This window comes from Streptomyces sp. NPDC025721 (assembly GCF_055558595.1).
The window spans coordinates 45,815-69,580 of record NZ_JBVHMF010000003.1 but is presented as its reverse complement, the minus strand read 5'-3'; the positions used below and the strand labels follow the sequence as shown (position 1 = coordinate 69,580).

At 72.1% G+C, this 23,766-nt stretch carries 20 protein-coding genes; 13 read left to right on the top strand and 7 right to left on the bottom strand.

The window, feature by feature from the left end; genetic code table 11:
• Positions 1-136 precede the first annotated feature (136 nt).
• Positions 137-697 carry an adenine phosphoribosyltransferase gene (locus tag ACZ4EF_RS06675; protein WP_355332509.1) on the top strand — a complete coding sequence of 187 codons (561 nt, stop codon included), beginning with the start codon at positions 137-139 and terminating at the stop codon, positions 695-697.
• A 220-nt stretch (positions 698-917) separates the two neighbouring features.
• The gene (locus ACZ4EF_RS06670; RefSeq protein ID WP_391046604.1) at positions 918-3,407 is read left to right on the top strand and encodes a RelA/SpoT family protein; all 2,490 of its coding nucleotides are present in this window, start codon (positions 918-920) and stop codon (positions 3,405-3,407) included.
• Between the two features lie 105 nt (positions 3,408-3,512).
• Here the strand turns inward: ACZ4EF_RS06670 and ACZ4EF_RS06665 are convergent, their stop codons facing one another.
• Together ACZ4EF_RS06665 and ACZ4EF_RS06660 are read right to left on the bottom strand one after the other, a co-directional pair.
• Positions 3,513-4,742: a DUF349 domain-containing protein gene (locus tag ACZ4EF_RS06665; protein ID WP_188285205.1), complete on the bottom strand. Its 1,230-nt coding sequence runs from the start codon at positions 4,740-4,742 to the stop codon at positions 3,513-3,515.
• Positions 4,743-4,885: 143 nt separating this feature from the next.
• On the bottom strand, positions 4,886-5,740 hold the full coding sequence (locus ACZ4EF_RS06660; RefSeq protein WP_355332507.1) for a peptidylprolyl isomerase: 855 nt from the start codon (positions 5,738-5,740) through the stop codon (positions 4,886-4,888).
• A gap of 266 nt (positions 5,741-6,006) precedes the next feature.
• Between ACZ4EF_RS06660 and ACZ4EF_RS06655 the strand changes: the two genes are divergently transcribed.
• The 3 genes from ACZ4EF_RS06655 (at position 6,007) to ACZ4EF_RS06645 (ending at position 8,752) form a co-directional block, all read left to right on the top strand.
• Positions 6,007-6,717, top strand: a complete 711-nt coding sequence (locus ACZ4EF_RS06655) for an MBL fold metallo-hydrolase (RefSeq protein ID WP_391046608.1) — start codon at positions 6,007-6,009, stop codon at positions 6,715-6,717.
• 8 nt (positions 6,718-6,725) lie between these two features.
• Complete coding sequence (gene hisS, locus ACZ4EF_RS06650; RefSeq protein ID WP_401721480.1) at positions 6,726-8,000, top strand: histidine--tRNA ligase; 1,275 nt, start codon at positions 6,726-6,728, stop codon at positions 7,998-8,000.
• 101 nt (positions 8,001-8,101) lie between these two features.
• The gene (locus ACZ4EF_RS06645; RefSeq protein WP_355332503.1) at positions 8,102-8,752 is read left to right on the top strand and encodes a vitamin K epoxide reductase family protein; all 651 of its coding nucleotides are present in this window, start codon (positions 8,102-8,104) and stop codon (positions 8,750-8,752) included.
• A 25-nt stretch (positions 8,753-8,777) separates the two neighbouring features.
• Here the strand turns inward: ACZ4EF_RS06645 and ACZ4EF_RS06640 are convergent, their stop codons facing one another.
• From ACZ4EF_RS06640 to ACZ4EF_RS06630, 3 genes are read right to left on the bottom strand one after another with little or no spacing between them, the layout of a single operon-like run.
• On the bottom strand, positions 8,778-9,611 hold the full coding sequence (locus tag ACZ4EF_RS06640; RefSeq protein WP_355332501.1) for a 3-oxoacyl-ACP reductase: 834 nt from the start codon (positions 9,609-9,611) through the stop codon (positions 8,778-8,780).
• A gap of 6 nt (positions 9,612-9,617) precedes the next feature.
• Positions 9,618-10,979 (bottom strand): aldehyde dehydrogenase family protein, encoded by a 1,362-nt coding sequence (locus ACZ4EF_RS06635; RefSeq protein ID WP_467503124.1) that lies wholly within the window; start codon positions 10,977-10,979, stop codon positions 9,618-9,620.
• Between the two features lie 11 nt (positions 10,980-10,990).
• On the bottom strand, positions 10,991-12,364 hold the full coding sequence (locus ACZ4EF_RS06630) for a glutamine synthetase family protein (protein ID WP_355332496.1): 1,374 nt from the start codon (positions 12,362-12,364) through the stop codon (positions 10,991-10,993).
• A gap of 96 nt (positions 12,365-12,460) precedes the next feature.
• Between ACZ4EF_RS06630 and ACZ4EF_RS06625 the strand changes: the two genes are divergently transcribed.
• The 3 genes from ACZ4EF_RS06625 (at position 12,461) to ACZ4EF_RS06615 (ending at position 15,609) form a co-directional block, all read left to right on the top strand.
• Complete coding sequence (locus ACZ4EF_RS06625) at positions 12,461-13,270, top strand: FadR/GntR family transcriptional regulator (protein WP_467503384.1); 810 nt, start codon at positions 12,461-12,463, stop codon at positions 13,268-13,270.
• Between the two features lie 248 nt (positions 13,271-13,518).
• On the top strand, positions 13,519-14,238 hold the full coding sequence (locus ACZ4EF_RS06620) for a gamma-glutamyl-gamma-aminobutyrate hydrolase family protein (RefSeq protein ID WP_467503121.1): 720 nt from the start codon (positions 13,519-13,521) through the stop codon (positions 14,236-14,238).
• Positions 14,239-14,247: 9 nt separating this feature from the next.
• Positions 14,248-15,609 carry a replication-associated recombination protein A gene (locus ACZ4EF_RS06615; RefSeq protein WP_355348717.1) on the top strand — a complete coding sequence of 454 codons (1,362 nt, stop codon included), beginning with the start codon at positions 14,248-14,250 and terminating at the stop codon, positions 15,607-15,609.
• Positions 15,610-15,621: 12 nt separating this feature from the next.
• On the opposite strand, the gene ACZ4EF_RS06610 is transcribed toward ACZ4EF_RS06615, so the two are convergent.
• On the bottom strand, positions 15,622-16,341 hold the full coding sequence (locus ACZ4EF_RS06610) for a DUF2470 domain-containing protein (RefSeq protein ID WP_355348848.1): 720 nt from the start codon (positions 16,339-16,341) through the stop codon (positions 15,622-15,624).
• Positions 16,342-16,474: 133 nt separating this feature from the next.
• Between ACZ4EF_RS06610 and rpsD the strand changes: the two genes are divergently transcribed.
• Entirely contained in the window at positions 16,475-17,089 is a 615-nt protein-coding gene (gene rpsD / locus ACZ4EF_RS06605; protein WP_188285197.1) for a 30S ribosomal protein S4, read from the top strand.
• A gap of 178 nt (positions 17,090-17,267) precedes the next feature.
• On the opposite strand, the gene ACZ4EF_RS06600 is transcribed toward rpsD, so the two are convergent.
• Positions 17,268-19,430, bottom strand: coding sequence for an ATP-binding protein (locus ACZ4EF_RS06600; RefSeq protein ID WP_467503119.1), 2,163 nt, complete (start codon positions 19,428-19,430; stop codon positions 17,268-17,270).
• A 291-nt stretch (positions 19,431-19,721) separates the two neighbouring features.
• Here ACZ4EF_RS06600 and ACZ4EF_RS06595 point away from each other — a divergent pair, with 291 nt between their 5' ends.
• From ACZ4EF_RS06595 to ruvX, 4 genes are read left to right on the top strand one after another with little or no spacing between them, the layout of a single operon-like run.
• Complete coding sequence (locus tag ACZ4EF_RS06595; protein ID WP_355348725.1) at positions 19,722-20,201, top strand: DUF948 domain-containing protein; 480 nt, start codon at positions 19,722-19,724, stop codon at positions 20,199-20,201.
• A 6-nt stretch (positions 20,202-20,207) separates the two neighbouring features.
• Entirely contained in the window at positions 20,208-20,513 is a 306-nt protein-coding gene (locus ACZ4EF_RS06590; protein ID WP_188285194.1) for a DUF6167 family protein, read from the top strand.
• Positions 20,513-23,182: an alanine--tRNA ligase gene (gene alaS, locus ACZ4EF_RS06585; protein ID WP_391160801.1), complete on the top strand. Its 2,670-nt coding sequence runs from the start codon at positions 20,513-20,515 to the stop codon at positions 23,180-23,182. The genes ACZ4EF_RS06590 and alaS overlap by 1 nt, the downstream gene beginning before the upstream one ends.
• Before the next feature lie 44 nt (positions 23,183-23,226).
• Complete coding sequence (ruvX, locus tag ACZ4EF_RS06580) at positions 23,227-23,691, top strand: Holliday junction resolvase RuvX (RefSeq protein ID WP_355348851.1); 465 nt, start codon at positions 23,227-23,229, stop codon at positions 23,689-23,691.
• The last annotated feature ends 75 nt before the right edge of the window (positions 23,692-23,766 follow it).

Below are 23,766 nucleotides of genomic sequence, written 5' to 3'. Positions count from 1 at the left end.
GGGCGGCGGCGATTTTCCGTTTCCCGACCCACATCGACCGACCCTCGTCGACCGACGAGCGCTCCACGGCCCGAAGCGCCGTGGAACGACAAGCACGTCATGGACCGACGCGACATGAACCGACGAAAGTAGCGCGATGACCACCACGGACGCAGCCTCCGCCGAGCTCAGGGAACTGCTGCTCGGCCGCATCCGCGACGTACCGGACTACCCCCAGCCCGGCGTGATCTTCAAGGACATCACCCCGCTGCTGGCCGACCCCGTCGCCTTCAGCGCCCTGGTGGACGCGCTCGCCGCCCTGTGCGCGCGGCACGGCGCCACCAAGGTCGTCGGCCTCGAAGCCCGCGGCTTCATCCTCGCCGCCCCGGCCGCCGCCCGCGCGGGCCTCGGCTTCGTCCCGGTCCGCAAGGCGGGCAAACTGCCCGGAAAGACCCTGGCGCAGTCGTACGACCTGGAGTACGGCACCGCCGAGATCGAGGTGCAGGTCGACGCCTTCGCCGAGGGCGACCGCGTCCTGGTGATCGACGACGTCCTGGCCACCGGCGGCACCGCGGAAGCCTCGCTTGAGCTGATCCGGCGGACCGGCGCGACCGTCGCGGGCGTGGCCGTCCTGCTGGAGCTGGGCTTCCTCGGGGGCCGGGCGCGGCTGGCCCGGGTCCTGGGAGACGCCCCCCTGGACACCCTCGTCGCGATCTGACGCGCTCCGGGCCGCGTACGGGCTCTCGGGCCGCGTACGGGCTCTCGTACGCCATTCGGGTCGCGGGGCCCGGTTGCGGCCTCCTACGAGCGTCCTGCGGCCCCGTACGGCGTACGCGAGGCCCGTACGGGGCCCTGAGGCGGGCGCCCGGCAGGCTCGGGCGCCCGCCTCTCGCCGCAGGTCGATACCATGGAACTTCTACCCCGCGTGAGGAGTGCTCTTGCCAGACCAGGCCCAGCCACTCGACGCCGCGGGCGGGAAGGAACCGGCCGCGGGTGGCACGGGGACGTCCGCCGACAGCCGGACCGCCGCACCCACCCCCGCTCCCGCGCCCGCCAAGCCCGTCGCGCCAGAACCGGCCGCGCCCGCCGTACGCCCGGTGCGTACGCCCGGCAGCGTCGCGCCGACGCGTCCCGGGGCCTCCTCCAGCCGCGTCCGCGCCCGCCTCGCCCGGCTCGGCGTGCAGCGCTCCAGCCCGTACAACCCGGTGCTCGAACCGCTGCTGCGCGTGGTGCGGGGCAACGACCCGAAGGGCGACAGCGCCCAGCTCCGGCAGATCGAGCGGGCCTACCAGGTCGCCGAGCGCTGGCACCGCGGCCAGAAGCGCAAGAGCGGCGACCCGTACATCACGCACCCGCTGGCCGTCACCACGATCCTCGCCGAACTGGGCATGGACCCCGCCACCTTGATGGCCGGGCTGCTGCACGACACCGTCGAGGACACCGAGTACGGCCTGGACGCGCTGCGCCGCGACTTCGGCGACCAGGTGGCGCTGCTGGTCGACGGCGTCACCAAGCTCGACAAGGTCAAATTCGGCGAGGCCGCGCAGGCCGAGACCGTGCGCAAGATGGTCGTCGCGATGGCCAAGGACCCCCGCGTCCTGGTGATCAAGCTCGCCGACCGGCTGCACAATATGCGCACGATGCGCTATCTCAAGCGCGAGAAGCAGGAGAAGAAGGCCCGCGAGACGCTGGAGATCTACGCCCCGCTGGCGCACCGGCTGGGCATGAACACCATCAAGTGGGAACTGGAGGACCTCGCCTTCGCGATCCTCTACCCCAAGATGTACGACGAGATCGTCCGGCTGGTCGCCGAGCGCGCCCCCAAGCGCGACGAATACCTCGCCGTGGTCACCGACCAGGTCCAGCAGGACCTGCGCGCCGCCCGGATCAAGGCCACCGTCACCGGCCGCCCGAAGCACTACTACAGCGTCTACCAGAAGATGATCGTCCGCGGCCGGGACTTCGCGGAGATCTACGACCTGGTGGGCATCCGCGTCCTGGTCGACACCGTCCGCGACTGCTACGCGGCGCTCGGCACCATCCACGCGCGATGGAATCCGGTCCCCGGCCGGTTCAAGGACTACATCGCGATGCCCAAGTTCAACATGTACCAGTCGCTGCACACGACGGTCATCGGGCCCAGCGGCAAGCCCGTCGAACTGCAGATCCGTACCTTCGACATGCACCGCCGCGCCGAGTACGGCATCGCCGCGCACTGGAAGTACAAGCAGGAGGCGGTGGCGGGCGCCTCCAAGGTGCGCACCGACAGCCCGCGGTCCGACAAGAAGGACGACGCGGTCAACGACATGGCGTGGCTGCGCCAGCTCCTGGACTGGCAGAAGGAGACCGAGGACCCCGGCGAGTTCCTGGAGTCGCTGCGCTTCGACCTCTCGCAGAGCGAGGTCTTCGTCTTCACACCCAAGGGCGACGTGATAGCGCTGCCCGCGGGCGCCACCCCGGTGGACTTCGCGTACGCCGTGCACACCGAGGTCGGCCACCGGACCATAGGCGCCCGCGTCAACGGCCGCCTCGTACCGCTGGAGTCGACGCTCGACAACGGCGACACCGTCGAGGTCTTCACCTCCAAGGCCGCGGGAGCCGGGCCGTCCCGCGACTGGCTGGGCTTCGTCAAGTCGCCGCGGGCGCGCAACAAGATCCGCGCGTGGTTCTCCAAGGAGCGCCGCGAGGAAGCGGTCGAGCAGGGCAAGGAAGCCATCGCCCGCGCGATGCGCAAGCAGAATCTGCCGATCCAGCGGGTGCTCACGGGTGACTCGCTGGTCACCCTCGCGCACGAGATGCGCTACCCCGACATCTCCGCGCTCTACGCGGCGATCGGCGAGGGGCACATCACCGCGCAGTCCGTCGTGCAGAAGCTGGTCGACGCGCTCGGCGGCGAAGAGGGCGCCACCGAGGACATCGCGGAGATCACCACCCCCACACAGGGGCGCACCAAGCGGCGGGCCAACGCCGACCCCGGTGTCATCGTCAAGGGCGCCAGCGACGTCTGGGTCAAGCTCTCCCGCTGCTGCACCCCGGTGCCGGGCGACCCGATCATCGGCTTCGTCACCCGCGGCAACGGCGTCTCGGTGCACCGCGCCGACTGCGTCAACGTGGACTCGCTCTCGCAGCAGCCCGAGCGGATGATCGAGGTCGAGTGGGCGCCCACCCAGTCGTCGGTCTTCCTGGTCGCCATCCAGGTCGAGGCCCTCGACCGGTCCCGGCTGCTCTCGGACGTCACCCGCGTGCTGTCCGACCAGCACGTCAACATCCTGTCCGCGGCCGTCCAGACCTCCCGCGACCGCGTCGCCACCTCCCGCTTCACCTTCGAGATGGGCGACCCGAAGCACCTGGGCCACGTCCTGAAGGCGGTACGCGGCGTGGAGGGCGTCTACGACGTCTACCGGGTGACCTCGGGCCGCCAGAGGTAAGCGAGGCCGCGGGCGGGCGGGCACGACCCACCACCGGCCCGCGGACGCCCGACGGCCCCGGCACTCATGGTGAGTGCCGGGGCCGTCGGGCGTGCGAGCGGCCGGTCAGCCGCCGAACTCGCCCATGCCCTTCAGGGCCGCGTCCAGCAGCGCCTGACGCCCGTCAAGCTCCGACTGGAGCTTGTCCGCCTTCGCGGTGTTCCCCGCGGAGCGCGCCGCGTCGATCTGCTTCTGGAGCTTCTCGACCGCCGCCTGGAGCTGACCGGTGAGACCGGCCGCCCGCGCCCGGACCTCGGGGTTGGTGCGCCGCCACTCGGCTTCCTCGGACTCGGCCAGCGCACGCTCCACCGCGTGCATGCGGGCCTCGATCCGCGGACGCGCGTCCCGCGGCACGTGCCCGATGGCCTCCCAGCGCTCGTTGAGCGAGCGGAAGGCGGCACGCGCCGACTTCAGCTCGGTCACCGGGAGCAGCTTCTCGGCCTCGACGACCAGCTCCTCCTTGAGCGCGAGGTTGTCGCGCTGCTCGGTGTCCCGCTCGGCGAACACCTCGGAGCGGGCGGCGAAGAAGACGTCCTGGGCGCCGCGGAAGCGGTTCCACAGATCGTCCTCGGCCTCGCGCTGCGCACGCCCGGCCGCCTTCCACTCCGTCATCAGCTCGCGGTAGCGGGCCGCGGTGGGCCCCCAGTCCGTCGAGTTCGACAGCGACTGCGCCTCGGTGACCAGCTTCTCCTTCGTCCGCCTGGCCTCCTCGCGCTGCGCGTCGAGCGACGCGAAGTGCGCCTTGCGGCGCTTGGAGAACACCGAACGGGCGTGGCTGAAGCGGTGCCACAGCTCGTCGTCCGCCTTGCGGTCGAGTCGCGGCAGGCCCTTCCAGGTGTCGACCAGGGCGCGCAGCCGCTCGCCCGCGGTCCGCCACTGCTCGCTCTCGGCGAGCTGCTCGGCCTCCGCGACAAGCTGCTCCTTGGCGACCTTCGCCTCTTCGCTCTGCTTCGCCCTGGCCGCCTTGCGCTCCTCGCGCCGGGAGTCCACCAGCGCGACCAGCGCGTCGAGCCGTTCGCCCAGCGCCGCCAGGTCGCCCACCGCGTGCGCCTCGGTCACCGAGACGCGCAGGTGCTCGATCGCGGCCAGCGCGTCCTTGGGCGCGAGATCGGTGGTCCGCACCCGTCGTTCGAGGAGGCCGATCTCCACGACGAGTCCTTCGTACTTGCGCTCGAAGTAGGCGAGCGCCTCCTCAGGAGAACCCGCCTGCCACGAACCGACCTCCTTCTCCCCGTCGGCCGTACGCACGTACACGGTCCCCGTCTCATCGACGCGGCCCCACGGGTCGCTGCTCACAGCGCCTCCTCCACGTGATGCCCGGCCGGCTCACGGCCGGACATCTTCCACAGAATTTCACCGGTTGGGCCGCACGCCCTGACCGGTCCAACGCCAACATAGGCGACCAGCACCCCGGCTGTCCGCATCCGATGCGGGCCCAATCAGGATTTGCTGACGGTCGCCTTGTTGATCACCACGGTCGCGTTCGGCGCGGTGTTGCCCGTCGTCTGGTCGGCGGGCTGGGCGCCCGCGGCGGCGATTTTGTCGAGCACCTTCATACCGGCGGCGTCGATCGTGCCGAACGGCGTGTAGCTCGGAGCCAGCGGGCTGTCCTTGTAGACCAGGAAGAACTGGCTGCCGCCGGTGTGCGCCTGGCCGGTGTTGGCCATGGCCACGGTGCCCGCCGGGTACGTCACGGTCTTCTGCGCGTCGGCCTTGCCGAACGCCGTCAGATTCTCGTCCGGGATCGTGTAGCCGGGGCCGCCGTTGCCCTGCGCGGTCGGGTCGCCGCACTGGAGGACGAAGATGCCCTCGGTGGTCAGCCGGTGGCACTTGGTGTGGTCGAAGAAGCCCTTGTCCGCGAGGAACTTGAAGGAGTTCGTGGTGTCGGGGGCCTTCGCCGCGTCCAGCGCGATCGGGATCGAGCCGCAGGTCGTCTGGAGCGTGAAGGTGTACTTCGCGCTCTTGTCGATCGCCATCTTCGGCTCGGTCTTCCACTGCTCCGTGCCCGGCGCGCCCGCGTCCGCCTTGCCGCACGGGTCCGGCGCCTTCGAGGGGGTCGCCGACGGCGACGCGCTGGCGTTGGCCGCCGCGTCGTCCGTGGACTTCTTCTTGCCGCTGCTGTCGAAGGCGCCCAGGCCCCAGGCGGAACCGCCGCCGATGACGACCACGGCGAGCACGGCGGCGATCACCGAGTTGCGCGTCCGCGACTTGCGGCGCATCTGCACCCGCCGCTGCTGCTGCCGCTCGAACTTCTCCCGGGCGAGCTGCCGCCGCCGCTGATCCTTGGTGACCACTTCGCCGTCTCCCGGTCGTGTCTCGTGAGTGCTGTGCGATGACTGTGTTTCCGCTGTCCACGACCTGTCGGCAGGCCGCGTGCCGCGGTGCGCTCGAACGCGAATACGCGTGCCGCAGATCTTCGCGGCATGCGCGTCCCCCGTCCAGTCCGCACGCGGTCCGATGAGGGCACAATACGAGTTCGCTGCGGCGGTACGGCGGCCGGTAGGCTCGTGAACGGCCGATATCTCCCGCGGCCGACACCGCGGACGACAGAAGGACGAACGTGCTCATTGCCGGGTTCCCCGCCGGGGCCTGGGGCACCAATTGTTATGTGGTCGCTCCCGCCGCGGGTGAGGAGTGCGTGATCGTCGACCCGGGCCACCTCGCGGTCCAGGGCGTCGAGGACACGCTCGCCAAGCACCGACTGAAGCCCGTCGCCGTCATCCTCAGCCACGGCCACATCGACCATGTCGCCTCCGTCGTACCGGTCTGCGGCGCGCACGACGTGCCCGCCTGGATCCACCCCGAGGACCGGTACATGCTCAGCGACCCCGAGAAGGCGCTCGGCCGCGCCATCGGGCAGCCGCTGATGGGGGAGCTGACCATCGGCGAGCCCGACGACGTCAAGGAACTGGCCGACGGCGCCGCGCTGACGGTGGCGGGTCTGGAGTTCTCCGTCGCGCACGCGCCCGGCCATACCAGGGGGTCGGTGACGTTCAGGCTGCCCGAGACCGCCGACATCCCGTCGGTGCTGTTCTCCGGCGACCTGCTCTTCGCCGGCTCCGTCGGACGCACCGACCTGCCCGGCGGCTCCATGGCCGAGCTGTACGAGTCGCTGGCGCGTGTGTGCCTGCCGCTCGACGACTCGACCGTGGTGCTCTCCGGCCACGGCCCCCAGACGACCATCGGCCGCGAGCGCGCCGCCAACCCCTACCTGGGTGAGGTGGCCCGCGGCCCAGGAGCCGGAGACCCGGCTCCGCGACGAGGATTGTGACGGATTCAGTGAGTTCCGCCGTACGCGCCTTCCAGGCCCCCAAGGGCACCTACGACCTGCTGCCGCCCGACTCCGCGGTGTTCCTCGCGGTGCGCGAGGCCATCGCCGCGCCCGCCCGCCGGGCCGGTTACGGCTATGTCGAGACCCCCGGTTTCGAGAACGTCGAACTGTTCTCCCGCGGTGTCGGGGAGTCCACCGACATCGTGACCAAGGAGATGTACACCCTCACCACCAAGGGCGGCAGCGAACTCGCGCTGCGCCCCGAGGGCACCGCCTCCGTCCTGCGCGCGGCCCTCCAGGCCAATCTGCACAAGACGGGGAATCTGCCGGTCAAGCTCTGGTACTCCGGCTCCTACTACCGCTACGAGCGCCCGCAGGCGGGCCGCTACCGGCACTTCTCGCAGGTCGGCGCGGAGGCGATCGGCGCCGAGGACCCGCTGCTCGACGCGGAGCTGATCATCCTGGCGGTGGACGCGTACACCGACCTCGGGCTGCGCGACTTCCGGCTGCTGCTCAACTCGCTCGGCGACCGCGAGTGCCGTCCGGTCTACCGGGCCGCCCTCCAGGACTACCTGCGCGGCCTGGACCTGGACGAGGAGACCCGCGCCCGGATCGAGATCAATCCGCTGCGGGTGCTCGACGACAAGCGCGACTCCGTACAGAAGCAGCTCGCCGACGCGCCGCTGATCCGCGACCACCTGTGCGAGGCGTGCAAGGCGTACCACGAGGAGGTGCGCGCGCTGCTGACCGAGGCGGGCGTGGCCTTCGAGGACGACCCCCGGCTGGTGCGCGGCCTGGACTACTACACCCGCACCACCTTCGAATTCGTCCACGACGGGCTCGGCTCGCAGTCAGCGGTCGGCGGCGGCGGGCGCTACGACGGGCTCTCCGAGATGATCGGCGGCCCCGCGCTGCCGTCGGTCGGCTGGGCGCTGGGCGTGGACCGTACGGTGCTCGCGCTGCGCTCGGAGGGCGTGGAGCTGGCCCTTCCCGCGGTCACCGACGTCTACGCCGTACCGCTCGGCGACGAGGCGCGGCGGGCGCTGTTCGGCACGGTCACCGCGCTGCGCAGGGCCGGGATCGCCGCGGACTTCGCCTTCGGCGGCAAGGGCATGAAGAACGCGATGAAGTCCGCGAACCGCTCCGGCGCCCGATTCGCGCTCGTCGCGGGGGAGCGGGACCTCGCCGAGGGCGTCGTCCAGCTCAAGGACCTGGGCAGCGGCGAGCAGACGGCGGTCCCGCTCGCCGAGGTGGTCGCGAGCGTCAAGGCGCGGCTCGTTTGACCCTCTTCCGTGTACCAGGGCGTGCAGGACTTATCCAGTCCTGACCGCCCTGGTGCACAATGTTGGGTGCCCGCTCCCCACGACCTAAGAGATCGGCGATCATGACGACTTCCGCGTTGGACGAGACGCGTACGGACGGCGGCGCCGAGGACGAGCGGCGGCCGGCCGACGGCATCGGAGCAGGGCGCGCGTACACCTGGCTGCTGCTGATCTGCGGCCTGCTCGGCACGGTCGCCGCGTTCGTGATCACCGATGACAAGTTCAAGCTGCTGGAAGACCCGAATTACACCCCCGCGTGCAGCCTGAACCCGATCATCTCCTGCGGCAACATCATGAAGAGCGAGCAGGCCCACGCGTTCGGCTTCCCGAACCCGATGATCGGCATGATCGCCTATCCGGTCATGATCTGCGTCGCGATGGGCATCCTGGCCGGCGCCCGCTACCGTCCCTGGTTCTGGCTCGGCCTCCAGGCGGGCACCCTGTTCGGTGTCGGATTCTGCACCTGGCTCCAGTACCAGTCGCTGTACAGCATCGGCTCGCTCTGCCTGTGGTGCAGCCTCGCCTGGGTCGTGACCATCGCCGCGTTCTGGTACACGGCGGTGCACAACGTCAAGCACCGGATCATCAAGGTGCCCGAGGGTGCGCGCACCGCCGTGCTGGAGTTCCACTGGGTCGTGCCGGTGCTCTGGTACGGGGTGCTCATCCTGCTGATCCTGACCCGCTGGTGGTCGTACTGGAAGACGCTGGTCTGAGCGGGTCCGCCGAGCGGCCCGCCCGCTACAGCGGCGTGACGTAGGCGCCGGAGATGCCGCCGTCCACCAGGAACTCGGCGGCGGTGATGAATCCGGCGTCGTCGCTGGCCAGGAACGCCACGGCGGCGGCGATCTCCTCGGCCGCCGCGAACCGCCCCAGCGGAATGTGCACCAGCCGCCGCGCCGCCCGCTCCGGGTCCTTCGCGAACAGCTCGCGCAGCAGCGGGGTGTCCACGGGCCCGGGGCACAGCGCGTTCACCCGGATCCCCTCGCGGGCGAACTGCACGCCCAGCTCCCGCGTCATCGCCAGCACCCCGCCCTTGGACGCGGTGTACGAGATCTGCGAGGTGGCCGCGCCCATCACCGCCACGAACGACGCGGTGTTGATGATCGCCCCCTTGCCCTGCCGCCGCATGTACGGCAGCGCGGCCTTGCAGCACAGGTAGACCGACGTCAGATTGACCTCCTGCACCCGGCGCCACGCGTCCAGCCCGGTGGTGAGGATCGAGTCGTCGTCGGGCGGTGAGATCCCCGCGTTGTTGAAGGCGATGTCGACCGAGCCGTAGGTGTCGTGGGCGGCCTTGAACAGCGCCTCGACCTGCTCCGGGTCGGTCACGTCGGTGGCGACGAAGAGCCCGCCGGTCTCCTCGGCCGCCGCCCGCCCGCTGTCCTGGTCGATGTCGGCGACCACGACCCTGGCCCCTTCCGCGGCGAACCGCCGCGCCGTGGCCAGGCCGATGCCGCTGCCGCCGCCGGTGATGACGGCGGTACGGCCGACGAGGCGGCGGCAGACCGGCTGCTCCGTCCCGGCGGCGGCAGCCGTGCCGGTCACGTCTGTGCTGTCTGTGGTCTCGGGCATACCCTGCTACTCCTCGGTGCCGATGAAGACGTTCTTGGTCTCGGTGAACGCGGTGAGCGCGTCGGGTCCCAGCTCGCGGCCGAGCCCCGACTGCTTGAAGCCGCCGAAGGGCGTCCAATAGCGCACACTGCTGTGCGAGTTGACGGACAGATTCCCGGCCGCGACACCGCGCGCGAGCCGCAGCGCGCGGCCCAGGTCGCGGGTCCACAGCGAGCCGGACAGGCCGTACGGTGTCGCGTTCGCCAGCCGCAGCGCGTCCGCCTCGTCGTCGAAGGGCAGCACGACCGCCACCGGGCCGAAGATCTCCTCGGTGGCCGCTGGCACGCCGGGGTCGGCCGGGGCGAGCACCGTCGGCGGGTACCAGAAACCGGGGCCCTCGGGCGCGGAACCCCGTGCCACGACCGGTAGTTCGGGCGTGACGTAGCCGCGGACCCGCTCGCGCTGGACCGCCGAGATCAGCGGGCCCATCGCGGTCGCCGGGTCCGCCGGGTCGCCGACCCGCACCGCCCGCACGCCGGAGGCCAGCAGGTCGAGGAAGCGGTCGTAGACCTCGCGCTGCACCAGCAGCCGGGTGCGGGAGCAGCAGTCCTGGCCCGCGTTGTCCAGGAACGCCATCGGGTCCGCGGCGCGCTCCAGATCGGCGTCCGCGAAGACGACGTTGGGGCTCTTGCCGCCCAACTCCAGCGTGAGCCGCTTCACTTGGGCCGCACACCGCTCCATGATCCGCTTGCCGACCGCCGTGGAGCCCGTGAAGACGATCTTCCGTACGTCGGGGTGGTCGACCAGCCGCGCCCCGGCGACGGGACCCGCGCCGGGCACCACCTGGAACAGGCCCTCGGGCAGCCCGGCGGCCAGGGCGAGTTCGGCCAGCCGCAGGGCGGTCAGCGGGGTGGTCTCCGCGGGCTTGAGCACGACGGCGTTGCCCGCGGCCAGCGCGGGGGCGAAGCCCCAGGCGGCGATCGGCATCGGGAAGTTCCACGGCACGATGACGCCGACCACGCCGAGCGGTTCGTGGAAGGTCAGGTCGAGGCCGCCCGCCACTGGGATCTGACGGCCGCTCAGGCGCTCGACGCCGCCCGCCGCGTACTCCAGCAGGTCCCGGACGTTGCCCGCCTCCCAGCGGGCGTTGCCCACGGTGTGGCCCGCCTCCCGCACCTCCAGCGCGGCCAGTTCCTCCAGGTGCGCGTCGACCTCGGCGGCGAACCGCCGCAGCAGCCGGGCGCGTTCACCCGGCGCGAGCGCCGCCCAGCCCCGCTGGGCCCGCACCGCGGCGGCGACCGCCGTGTCCGCACCCTCCGGGGAGGTCGCCGCGACCGTCGCGACGACCTCCTCGGTGGCGGGGTTGAGTACGTCGTGGCTCTCCTGCATCCCGTCCGCCCTTACATCCGCTCGAAGGAGCGGAACCGCTCCCAGTCCGTGACCGCGGTGTCGAACTGCCGCTGCTCGATCCGCGCCATGTTCGCGTAGTGCGCGACGACCTCGGGGCCGAACACCTCACGGGCCAGGTCGCTGCCCGACCACAGCTCGGCGGCCTCCCGCAGCGAGCCGGGCACCCGCTCGTACGACTCCGTGTACGCGTTGCCCGTACACGGCTCCGGCAGCTCCAACTCCCGCTCGACGCCGTGCAGTCCGGCCGCGACCATCGCGGCGACCGCCAGATACGGGTTCACGTCGCCGCCCGGCACCCGGTTCTCCAGCCGCAGCGACGGGCCGTGGCCGACCACGCGCAGCGCGCAGGTGCGGTTGTCCCGGCCCCAGGCGACCGCGGTGGGCGCGAAGGAGCCGGGGCGGAACCGCTTGTAGGAGTTGATGTTCGGCGCGAAGAACAGCGAGAACTCCCGCAGTGCGGCGAGCTGTCCGGCCAGGAAGTGCCGCATCAGCGGGGACATCGCGGTGGGGGAGTGGTCCTCGGGGTCGGCCATCGCCGGGGCGCCGTCCGCGTCCCGCAGCGACAGGTGGATATGGCAGGAGTTGCCCTCGCGCTCGTTGAACTTCGCCATGAAGGTGACCGCCATGCCCTCCTGCGAGGCGATCTCCTTGGCGCCGGTCTTGTAGACGCTGTGCTGGTCGCAGGTGGTCAGCGCCTCGTCGTAACGGAACACCACCTCGTGCTGGCCGAGGTTGCACTCGCCCTTCGCGGACTCCGGGACGAGCCCGGCGCCCGCCATCTCGTTGCGGATGCGGCGCAGCAGCGGCTCGACCCGGGCGGTGGCCAGCACCGAGTAGTCGGCGTTGTACTGGTTGGCCGGTGTCAGCCCGCGGTAGCCGCTGTCCCACGCCCGCTCGTAGGTGTCGCGGAAGACCAGGAACTCCAGCTCGGTGCCCGCGTGCGCGGTCAGGCCGTGTCCGGCGAGCCGGTCGAGCTGCTGCCGCAGGATCTGCCGCGGCGAGGCACTGACCGGGCTGCCGTCCTCCCACGTCAGATCGGCCAGCAGCAGCGCGGTGCCGTCCTGCCAGGGGACGCGGCGCAGCGTCGAGGGATCGGGGCGCATCGCGAAGTCGCCGTAGCCCCGCTCCCAGGACGACATCGCGTAGCCGTCCACCGTATTGAGGTCGATGTCGACGGCGAGCAGGTAATTGCACCCCTCCGAGCCGTGCGGCAGCACCTCCTCCAAGAAGAACGGAGCCGCGAACCGCTTGCCCTGGAGCCGCCCCTGCATATCGGTGAAGGCCAGGACGACGGTGTGGATCTCGCCCGCCGCCACCAGCGAGCGGAGCGCGCCGACGGACAGGGCTGGAGTGTGTTCTGCCACAGCGGAACCTCTCGGATCGGTCGGAAGACTTAAGGTATGGCTGTGAACCATTGAAGGGAAGGGGGCCTCGCCATGACGGAGCGGATGACGGAACCGATGGCCGATTCGACGGCCGAGCCGACGGCCGAGCCGGCGGCCGGGTCAGCGGCCGGGCGGCCGGCGGAGCCCCCGGCGCAGGCCGCCGATCCGCTCGACACGGTGCTGCGCCCGGTGCGCGGCGGCAATGGCTTCGAGGAGGCCGTGGAACGTCTGCTCCAAGTGGTTCGGCTCGGCCTGGTCCCCGCGGGCGGACGGCTGCCACCGGAACGGGAACTCGCCGGGCGGCTGGCGATCAGCCGGGTCACCCTGCGCGAGGCGCTGCGCGTGCTGCACGAGCAGGGTCTGGTCGAGAGCCGCCGCGGTCGCCAGGGCGGCACCTTCGTCCGGCCGAGGCCGCCCGGCGCGGACGGCCCGCCCCTGGACGCGGCGGGCCTGGGCGCGGCGGGTCTGGGCGCGGCGGCCCTGGACGACGTGCTCCGCTTCCGCGAGGTGCTGGAGGTGGGCGCCGCCGGGCTCTGCGCCCGCGCCCGCCTCACCGGAGCGGACGCCGACCTGCTGCGGGCCCGGCTGCGCGCCACCGGGGACGCCTCCATCGAGGACTACCGGCGCGCCGACACGCTCCTGCACCTCGCGATAGCCGAGCTGTCCGGCTCCCCCTCGCTGGCCCGCCAGTACGCCGCCGTCCGCGCCCGGGTCAACCAACTCCTGGACGGCATCCCCATGCTGGTCCGCAACATCGAGCACTCCCAGGGCCAGCACGCCGCCCTGGTCGCCGCCGTCCTGGCCGCCGACGAAACGCGGGCGCGGCAGACGATGCGGCAGCACCTCGCGGGCACGGCGTCACTACTGCGGGGCTTTCTGTCCTAGGGCGTGTCCGTAAAGTCTCGTCTGGCTGGCGGCGCCTGGCACGCACGCTCGCTGCGTTGTCGGGCTCATCCGAATAGGCCCACTATGAGGACGGCCCTACGCCTTGCGATCGCACGCACCAGCCACCGCCAGCCCCGCCCTCCGGGCGGACGACGAGACTTTACGGACACGCCCTAGCACCGGGGCGGAAGATCGCGCCGGTTAAGGTACGAGTCCGGACCATTGGCCGACGCGGGAGGACGGGGACGGTGCCGAGGACGCTGCTGGTGGGGGTCACCACCTATCTGGAGCGGGCGCGCTGGGGGCTGTGGGACACCTCGGCCGTCCTGCTGCCCGCCGTCTACCCGCGCCTGGTGCAGGCCGCGGGCGCCGTCGCCGTCCTGCTGCCGCCCGACGCGGCCGAGCGCGCACCGGCGGCCGTCGCGCGGATGGACGCGGTGATCGTGGCGGGCGGCCCCGACATCGCGCCCGAGCACTACGGCGCACCACGGCACCCGCGCACCGGGCCGCCCGCACCGGAGCGCGACGGCTGGGAGTCGGCCGTCCTGCGCGCCGCGCTGGACGCGGCCGTCCCCGTCCTCGGGATCTGCCGCGGCATGCAGCTCATGAACGTGCTGTACGGCGGCACGCTCGTCCAGCACCTGCCGGACCGCGTCGGCCACGACGCCCACGCCCCCGGGCCCGGCGTCTTCGGCGAGCACCGCGTCACGCCCGTGCCCGGCACCCTGCTGGCCCGCGTACTGCCGGGCCCCCAGGACGTGCCCACCTACCACCACCAGGCCGTCGACCGCCTCGGCGACGGCCTCACCGCCGCCGCGCACGCCGACGACGGCACCGTCGAGGCCGTCGAGGCGCCCGGCGAGCGCTTCGCCCTCGGCGTGCAGTGGCACCCCGAGAACGGCACCGACCTGCGCCTGGTCCACGCCCTGCTCGCCGCCGCCGACCGGGCTGTCACACCCAGCGCATAGGCTGCCGGAGTGGAGCCAGATCTGTTCACCGCAGCCGCAGAGGACCGTCACGAGCGGGATCCGGGCAGCAGCCCGCTCGCCGTACGGATGCGGCCCCGTACCCTCGACGAGGTCGTCGGCCAGCAGCACCTGCTGCGCCCCGGCTCCCCGCTGCGCCGCCTGGTGGCCGACGGCGGGGGACCGGCGGGCGCGTCCTCGGTGATCCTGTGGGGGCCGCCGGGCACCGGGAAGACCACGCTGGCGTACGTGGTCAGCAAGGCCACCGACAAGCGCTTCGTCGAACTCTCGGCGATCACCGCGGGCGTCAAGGAGGTCCGCGCGGTCATCGAGAGCGCCAAGCGCCAGGCGGGCGGGTACCAGCGCGAGACCGTGCTGTTCCTGGACGAGATCCACCGCTTCAGCAAGGCCCAGCAGGACTCCCTGCTGCCCGCCGTCGAGAACCGCTGGGTCACCCTGATCGCGGCCACCACGGAGAACCCGTACTTCTCGATCATCTCGCCGCTGCTGTCCCGGTCCCTGCTGCTCACCCTCGAACCGCTCACCGACGACGACCTGCGCGGTGTGCTGCGCCGCGCGGTGACCGACGAGCGCGGTCTGGGCGGCGCGGTGACGCTGCCGGACGACGCGGAGGAGCACCTGCTGCGGATCGCCGGCGGCGACGCGCGGCGCGCCCTGACCGCCCTGGAGGCGGGCGCGGGCTCCGCCCTGGACAAGGGCGAGGACACGCTCACCCTGGCCACCCTCGAAGAGTCCGTCGACCGGGCCGCCGTGCGTTACGACCGCGACGGCGACCAGCACTACGACGTGGCCAGCGCCCTCATCAAGTCCATCCGCGGCTCCGACGTGGACGCCGCCCTGCACTACCTCGCCCGCATGATCGACGCGGGCGAGGACCCGCGTTTCATCGCGCGGCGCCTGATGATCTCCGCCAGCGAGGACATCGGCCTCGCCGACCCCACCGCCCTGCCCACCGCCGTCGCCGCCGCCCAGGCCGTCGCCATGATCGGCTTCCCCGAGGCCGCGCTGACCCTCAGCCACGCCACCATCGCGCTGGCGCTCGCGCCGAAGTCCAACGCGGCCACCACCGCGATCGGCGCGGCGCTGGCGGACGTACGGGCGGGCAAGGCGGGACCCGTGCCCGCGCACCTGCGCGACGGCCACTACAAGGGCGCCGCCAAGCTCGGCCACGCCCAGGGGTACGTCTACCCGCACGACGTGCCCGGCGGCATCGCCGCGCAGCAGTACGCGCCGGACGAACTGCGCGACCGCCGCTACTACGAGCCGACCCGGCACGGCACGGAGGCCCGTTACGCGGACGTCCTGGACCGGGTCCGCGCCCGGCTCGCGGGCGAGGCCCCGGCCTCGGACTGACACACCCCCGGATCAGCAGTCGCGGGCCGCGTCGAAGAGGGCGTGCATCGAGCGGCGCAGCCCGTCGCGGTCGCGGACGGGTTCGGGGAAGTCGAAGCGGGCGTCGAAGACGCTGTTGTCGCCGGTGAAGCGCACGCGCAGCCCGAAGCGGTCGAGCGCCAGCGGCACGGCGCTCAGCGTCGGGCGCGAGCCCGCGAAGGCGCCGTCGCAGGACGCCTCGCGGCGGCCGACGAGGGCGCACAGCAGACCCACCTGGGCGCTGTGGGCGGCGGCGAGGTGCTGGAGCAGTTCGCTCTCGTACTCCGCGAGCGGGTCGGCGGCGGCGTCGGCGAACTCGTCGGGCTCGACCAGGGCGGCGCCCCACAGGTCGTCCAGTGAGATCTCGCCGGTCTCCAGGCGGAGCAGCGTCGTACCGGACTCCATCGCGCCGCCCGGGACGGGTGTCAGCCAGCCCGCGACCCAGGCCCTGCCGCGGATCCGGTGCGGCACCGCGACCGGCGCCACATCCGTGATCTCCAGCACAGCCTCGATCTCCTCGCCGCCCGCGGCCCGCACCACGCGCACGGCGGGGGATTCGTCGGGGAACAGCAGGAACACGTCGCCGGTGGGCCCCACGGAGCGGCGCACCGGGGTCATGACGTCGGATCCGGCCGTGGCCAGGCCGGGAATCGTCACGACGGCGGACGAGTTATTCTCGACGAGAGTTCGCGCGCGTTCGGCTGCCGAGGGCAGCCGGGGCGCTTCTTCCACTTCGGGACGCGGCTGACCATGTGCTGGTACGCCAGGCATGGGGTTCCCGGGTCGAAACATGCGTTCTCCTCAGCTAAGGTAAGCCTTACCTAATTTACACGGAGGTTCCACGCACGTGAATCAGTCGCGTCCCAAGGTCAAGAAGTCCCGGGCGCTGGGCATCGCGCTCACCCCCAAGGCGGTCAAGTACTTCGAGGCCCGCCCCTACCCGCCCGGTGAGCACGGTCGCGGTCGCAAGCAGAACAGCGACTACAAGACCCGGCTGCTGGAGAAGCAGCGGCTGCGCGCGCAGTACGACATCAGCGAGCGGCAGATGCAGCGCGCGTACGACCGCGCCAAGAAGGTCTCCGGCAAGCGGACCGGCGAGGCCCTGATCATCGAGCTGGAGCGGCGCCTGGACGCCCTCGTGCTCCGTGCCGGTCTGGCCCGGACGATCTACCAGTCCCGCCAGATGGTCGTGCACGGCCACATCGAGGTCAACGGCCGCAAGGTCGACAAGCCGTCCTTCCGGGTCAGCCCGGACGACGTCGTGACCGTCCGCGAGCGCTCCCGCGAGAAGACGCCGTTCATCGTCGCCCGCGAAGGCGGCTGGGCCGGTGAGGGCGAGGCCCCTCGCTACCTCCAGACCAACCTCCAGGCCCTCGCCTTCCGCCTGGACCGGGACCCCAACCGCAACGAGATCCCCGTCATCTGCGACGAGCAGCTCGTCGTCGAGTACTACGCCCGCTGACCCCCTCCGGGGAGGTCGCCGAGGTGGGGCACCGCGCTCCGTACGGGAGGCGGTCGCCCCCCGGGGCGCGGTCAACCGGCCGGTGGCAAGCGGCCCCCGGGGCCGGCGGTGACGCCGCCGTCGTAGTCGGTCGTGTAGCGCGTCCTCCAGCCGCCGCTGGGAAGCACCCCCGTCCCCCTCACTCGGGGGCGACCACCTCCGCGGGGGCCGCGCTCCTGGCGGGGGCCTTCCGGGCGGGACGCTCGCGGGTGGCGGCGGCGGGCGACGGGCGGTGGAGGGCGCGGTGGACCGCCGCGTCCAGCCCGAACCGCTCGCCTTCGCTCAGGGCGGCGGCGTAGGCGTCGTCACCCAGCGCCGCCCGCACCCGCGCCTCGCACAGCACGTGCGGGGCGTTGAAGAAGCGGGAGCCGAACAGGCGCAGGCCGACCGAGGCCCACAGGCGCCCCGCGGCGCCCTGGAGGACCGCGGCCTCGTGCGGGGCGCCCTCGTCCTCGGTGATGAGGGCCAGCAGTTCCAGGGCGAGCACCGCGCCGACCAGGTCGCGGAAGGCGTGGTCGATGGCCAGCGCCTCCTCGGCCAGCCGCCGCGCCTCCGCGCGGTCGCCGCCGAGCCAGGCGGCGTAACCGAGGACGTAGAGCGCGTAGGCCAGCGTCCAGCGCTCCCCGTGGTCGTGGCAGATGTCGCGGGCCTCCGCGGCGAGGGTCACCGCCTGGTCCAGGTCGCCCTGGAAGGCCACCGCCATCGCCAACTCGACCTGCGCCATGAGGACGTTGCTGTTGAGTTCGCCGATCCGGCGGTAGCGCAGCAGCGCGTCCCCGATGAACCGCTCGGCCCGCGGCATGTCGTCGGAGACCAGCGCGAGGCAGCCCAGCCGGTGGACCGCGTACGCCATCGCCGTACCGTTGTCGGCCGCCTCGGCCTCGCTGCGGCACTGCTGGAGCACGTCGAGCGCGGTGACCGAGTCGCCCTGGAGCAGCGTCACATAGCCGTACACCCACATCGCCTTGGCGCGCGCCTCCGAGCGTCCCGCGGCGAGGTCGAGGGCCCGCTCCAGCCAGTGCCTGCCCTCCGCGAGCCGCCCGCAGCCGACCCAGCAGAACCACAAGGTGCCCGCCAGATACTGGCCGACGGCCGGGTCCTCCGGCGGCCGGTCCGCGGCGCCGTCCAGACTGAACTCCAACGCCAGCCGGAGATTGGGCAGTTCGGCCTCGACCCGCGCGGCCACCTCCGACTGCCGGGGGCTGAACCAGTCCAGCTCGCACCAGGTGGCCAGACCCAGGTACCAGTCGCGGTGCCGCCGCCGCATCCGTACGTCGTCGCCGAGCGCGGCCAGCCAGCCCGCGCCGTACTCGCGGACCGTGTCCAGCATCCGGTAGCGCACCAGACCGTCGGCGCCCTCCTCGCGGCTGAGCACCGACTGGTCGACCAGCGCGGACACCGTCTCCACGATGTCCTCCTCGGCCAGGTCGGGACCCGCGCACACGTACTCCACCGCGTCCAGGTCGAACCGTCCGGCGAAGACCGACAGCCGCGCCCACAGCAGCCGCTGGCCCGGCGTGCACAATTCGTGGCTCCAGCCGATCGCCGTACGCAGCGCGCGGTGCCGGGCGGGCGCGGTGGGGTCGCCGCCGGTCAGCAGCCGGAAGCGGTCGTCGAGCCGTTCGAGCACCTGCTCCACCGACAGCGCCCGCAGCCGGACCGCCGCCAGTTCGAGGGCGAGCGGAAGGCCGTCGAGCCGGGTGCACAGCTCCAGGACGGGACCGCTGTTGGCCGGTGTCACGGTGAAGCCCGGCAGCACGGCCGCGGCGCGTTCGGCGAACAGCCGCACGGCGTCGCTGCGGGCGTCCGGCGCGGGCAGCGGCGCCAGCGGCAGCAGCCGCTCCCCGGTGATGCCCAGCGGCCTGCGGCCGGCCGCCAGCACCCGCAGCCCCGGCGCGCGGCGCAGCAACTCCGCGGCGAGGGAGGCCACTTCGGCGTGCACCCGGTCGTAGCCGTCGAAGACCAGCAGCAGCTCGCGGCCGGCCAGCCGCTCGGTCAGCACCGAACGCGTCGAGCGGGTGGTGTGGTCCGCCAGCCGCAGCGCTTCCGCGACCGCGTGGTCCAGCAGCGACGCGTCGCCGAGCCCGGACAGGTCGACCAGCCAGACGCCGCCGAGGAAACGGTCCTGCGCGTGCCTGGCGGCCCGCAGCGCCAGCCGCGTCTTGCCCACCCCGCCGACCCCGGTCACGGTGCTCAGCCGGGACTCCGCCGCCGGCGACAACAGCGCGTCGAGCGCCGCGAGTTCGGACGTCCTGCCGACGAAGCCGGTCAGCTCGGCGGGGAGGTTACCCACAGTCTCCATGGTGTACGGAGCGTACTTGACTGTGCGCGGACCGTACAATCCCGTCGCCGAGTAGTGGTATAACGCCCGCGCTTGCCCGGTTGTGGGACAGCCCCGGCGCGCGCGTAATGCGGTACGGACGCGCAGGCCCGGCGCGATAGGGTCGGAGGCCGATGTCGTGGTGAAAACCAGCCGCGGACCGCGGTCGTGAGAAGCGGCCGTGGAAGCGGTCGCGGGAAGCAGCCGTGAGAAGCGGCCGAAACAGCGCGGCGAAGTGTCCGTGAGATACCGACGGTGAGGGAGCGGAGCAACGTGTCCGGTGCAGAGGTGGCTGGCCTCATCGTGGCGGTCTTCTGGGCGATCCTGGTGTCGTTCCTGGCCGTCGCGCTGGCCAGGCTCGCCCAGACGCTCAAGCGGACCAGCGAACTCGTGGCAGGCATCACCGAGCAGGCCGTACCGCTGCTCGGCGACGCCTCCGACGCGCTGCGCACCGCCCACAGCCAGCTCGACCGGGTCGACACCATCACCGCGGAGGTCGCCGAGGTGACGGCCAACGCCTCCGCGCTCTCCTCCACCGTCGCGTCGGCCTTCGGCGGACCCCTGGTGAAGGTCGCCGCCTTCAGCTACGGCGTACGGCGCGCGGTCGGCCTGCGGACCTCCGGCGGAGCGGGCGCGGGCGCGGCGGCCAACGGCGCGGCGGGCACCGACCGCTCCCGTGCCAGGACCGTCAAGGCAGGCAAGGTGCTCCCCGCCGCCCGGCGCGGCGGCCGTCGCAACCGCTCGAAGGACTGAGGCCACATGTTCCGCCGTATGTTCTGGTTCGTCACCGGCGCCGCCACCGGCGTCTGGGCCACCACCAAGGTCAACCGGGCGCTGCGCCGCCTCACGCCCGAGAGCCTCGCGGCGACCGCGGCCGACCGCGCGCTGGAGACCGGCGCGCGGCTGCGGGTGTTCGCCCAGGACGTACGGGCGGGCATGACACAGCGCGAGAGCGAGCTCCAGGACGCGCTCGGCCTCACCGGCAGCGCCCCGCAATCCGAAATCCCGTCCGAACTCCCGGCACCGCGCCGGAGCATTGCGTACAACCGGAAGGACGAACACTGATGGAGTCGGCAGAAATCCGCCGCCGCTGGCTGCGCTTCTTCGAGGAGCGCGGGCACACCGTTGTCCCTTCGGCGTCGCTCATCGCGGACGACCCGACTCTGCTGCTGGTCCCGGCGGGCATGGTCCCGTTCAAGCCGTACTTCCTCGGTGAGGTCAAGCCGCCCTTCGATCGCGCCACCAGCGTGCAGAAGTGCGTCCGCACCCCGGACATCGAAGAGGTCGGCAAGACCACCAGGCACGGCACGTTCTTCCAGATGTGCGGCAACTTCTCCTTCGGCGACTACTTCAAGGAAGGCGCCATCAAGTACGCCTGGGAGCTGCTCACCGGCTCCCTGGAGGACGGTGGCTACGGCCTGGAGGCCGACCGGCTCTGGATCACCGTCTACCAGGAGGACGACGAGGCCGAGCAGATCTGGCGCGACGTCATCGGCGTCCCCGCCGAGCGCATCCAGCGCCTCGGCATGGGCCCCAACTTCTGGTCCATGGGCGTCCCCGGACCCTGCGGCCCCTGCTCCGAGATCAACTACGACCGCGGCCCCGAGTTCGGCGTCGAGGGCGGCCCCGCCGTCAACGACGAGCGGTACGTGGAGATCTGGAACCTGGTCTTCATGCAGTACGTACGCGGCGCCGGTGAGGGCAAGGAGAGCTTCCCGATCCTCGGCGACCTGCCCAGCAAGAACATCGACACCGGCCTCGGCCTCGAACGCCTCGCGATGATCCTGCAGGGCGTGCAGAACATGTACGAGACCGACACCCTGCGCGTCGTCATGGACCGCGCCACCGAACTGACCGGCGTGCGCTACGGCCAGGCCCACGACACCGACGTGTCGCTGCGCGTGGTCGCCGACCACATCCGCACCTCCGTGATGCTGATCGGCGACGGCGTCACCCCGGGCAACGAGGGCCGCGGCTACGTCCTGCGCCGCATCATGCGCCGCGCCATCCGCAATATGCGGCTGATGGGCGCCACCGGACCGGTCGTCGCCGAACTGGCCGACGTCGTCATCAAGACCATGGGCGAGCAGTACCCGGAGCTGATCTCGGACCGCAAGCGGATCGAGACGGTCGCCATCGCCGAGGAGACCGCCTTCCTCAAGGCCCTCAGCGGCGGCACCAACATCCTCGACACCGCCATCACCGAGACCAAGTCGGCCGGCGGCAGCGTGCTCCCCGGCGACAAGGCGTTCCTGCTCCACGACACCTGGGGCTTCCCGATCGACCTCACCCTCGAAATGGCCTCGGAACAGGGCCTGTCGGTGGACGAGGAGGGCTTCCGCCGCCTGATGAAGGAGCAGCGGGACCGCGCCAAGGCCGACGCCCGCGCCAAGAAGACCGGCCACGCCGACCTGTCCGCCTACCGCGAGGTCGCCGACCGCTCCGGCAGCACCGAATTCACCGGCTACACCCAGAACCACAACGAGGCCACCGTCGTCGGCCTGCTGGTCGACGGCGTCCCGTCGCCCGCCGCCACCGAGGGCGACGAGATCGAAGTGGTGCTCGACCGCACCCCGTTCTACGCCGAGGGCGGCGGCCAGCTCGCCGACACCGGCCGCATCCGCGCCGACAACGGCGCGGTGATCGAGATCCGCGACGTCCAGCAGCCGGTGCCCGGCGTCAGCGTGCACAAGGGCGTCGTCCAGGTCGGCGAGGTCACCGTCGGGGCCGGGGTGCTGGCCCAGATCGACCTCGTACGCCGCCGCGCCATCGCCCGCGCCCACAGCGCCACCCACCTGACCCACCAGGCGCTGCGCGACGCCCTCGGCCCGACGGCCGCCCAGGCCGGTTCCGAGAACGCCCCCGGCCGCTTCCGCTTCGACTTCGGCTCCCCGGCCGCCGTCCCCGGCACCGTCCTCACCGACGTCGAGCAGAAGATCAACGAGGTGCTCGCCCGCGAACTGGACGTCACCGCCGAGGTCCTGCCGATCGCCGAGGCCAAGAGGCAGGGCGCCATCGCCGAATTCGGCGAGAAGTACGGCGAGCGGGTCCGGGTCGTCACCATCGGCGACTTCTCCAAGGAGCTGTGCGGCGGCACCCATGTGCACAACACCGCGCAGCTCGGCCTGGTGAAGCTGCTCGGCGAGTCCTCGATCGGCTCCGGCGTGCGCCGGGTCGAAGCCCTCGTCGGCGTGGACGCCTACCACTTCCTCGCCCGCGAGCACACGGTCGTCGCCCAGCTCACCGAACTGGTCAAGGGCCGCCCCGAGGAGCTGCCCGACAAGATCTCCGGGATGCTCGCCAAGCTCAAGGACGCCGAGAAGGAGATCGAGCGCTTCCGCGCGGAGAAGGTCCTCCAGGCCGCCGCCGGGCTCGCCGAGAGCGCCGCCGACATCAAGGGCGTCGCCCTGGTCGCCGGTACGGTCCCCGAGGGCACCGGCGCCGACGACCTGCGCAAGCTCGTCCTCGACGTCCGCCAGCGGATCGGCGGCGGACGCCCCGGCGTCGTCGCCCTCTTCACCGTCGCCAACGGCCGCCCGCTGACCGTCATCGCCACCAACGAGGCCGCCCGCGAGCGCGGCATCAAGGCCGGCGAGCTGGTCCGCACCGCCGCCAAGACCCTCGGCGGCGGAGGCGGCGGCAAGGACGACGTGGCCCAGGGCGGCGGCCAGAACCCGGCCGCGGTCCAGGACGCCGTCGAGGCCGTCCAACGCCTGGTGGGCGAGAAGGCGTGACGGACGGTTCGCCGGATCCGAGCCGCCCGGGGCGGGAAGGCGGCATGAGGAGGGGCCGGAGGATCGCGGTGGACGTCGGGGACGCCCGCATCGGGGTCGCCTCGTGCGACCCCGACGGGATCCTCGCCACGCCGGTCGAGACGGTGCCCGGCCGCGACGTGCCCGCGGCGCTGCGGCGGCTCGCCGCGATCGTGGCGGAGTACGAGCCGATCGAGGTCGTCGTCGGGCTGCCGCGCTCCCTCAACGGGGGCGAGGGCCCGGCGGCGGCCAAGGTCCGCGGCTTCGCCCAGCATGTGGCGAAAGTCATCTCGCCGGTTCCGGTGCGCCTGGTGGACGAACGCATGAGTACGGTCACGGCCACGCAAGGGCTCCGCGCCTCCGGAGTGAAGGCGAAAAAGGGACGCTCCGTAGTGGATCAGGCTGCCGCGGTCATTATTTTGCAAAGTGCGCTGGAGACCGAACGGGTGTCGGGTAAAGCTCCGGGCGAGAGCGTCGAAGTGGTCATCTGATCGCGATACGGTAACGTCTCGCGCGACACGGCGGCGCCCCTCGGGCGCCGCCCGTTTCACAGGGTCGGCAAGCCG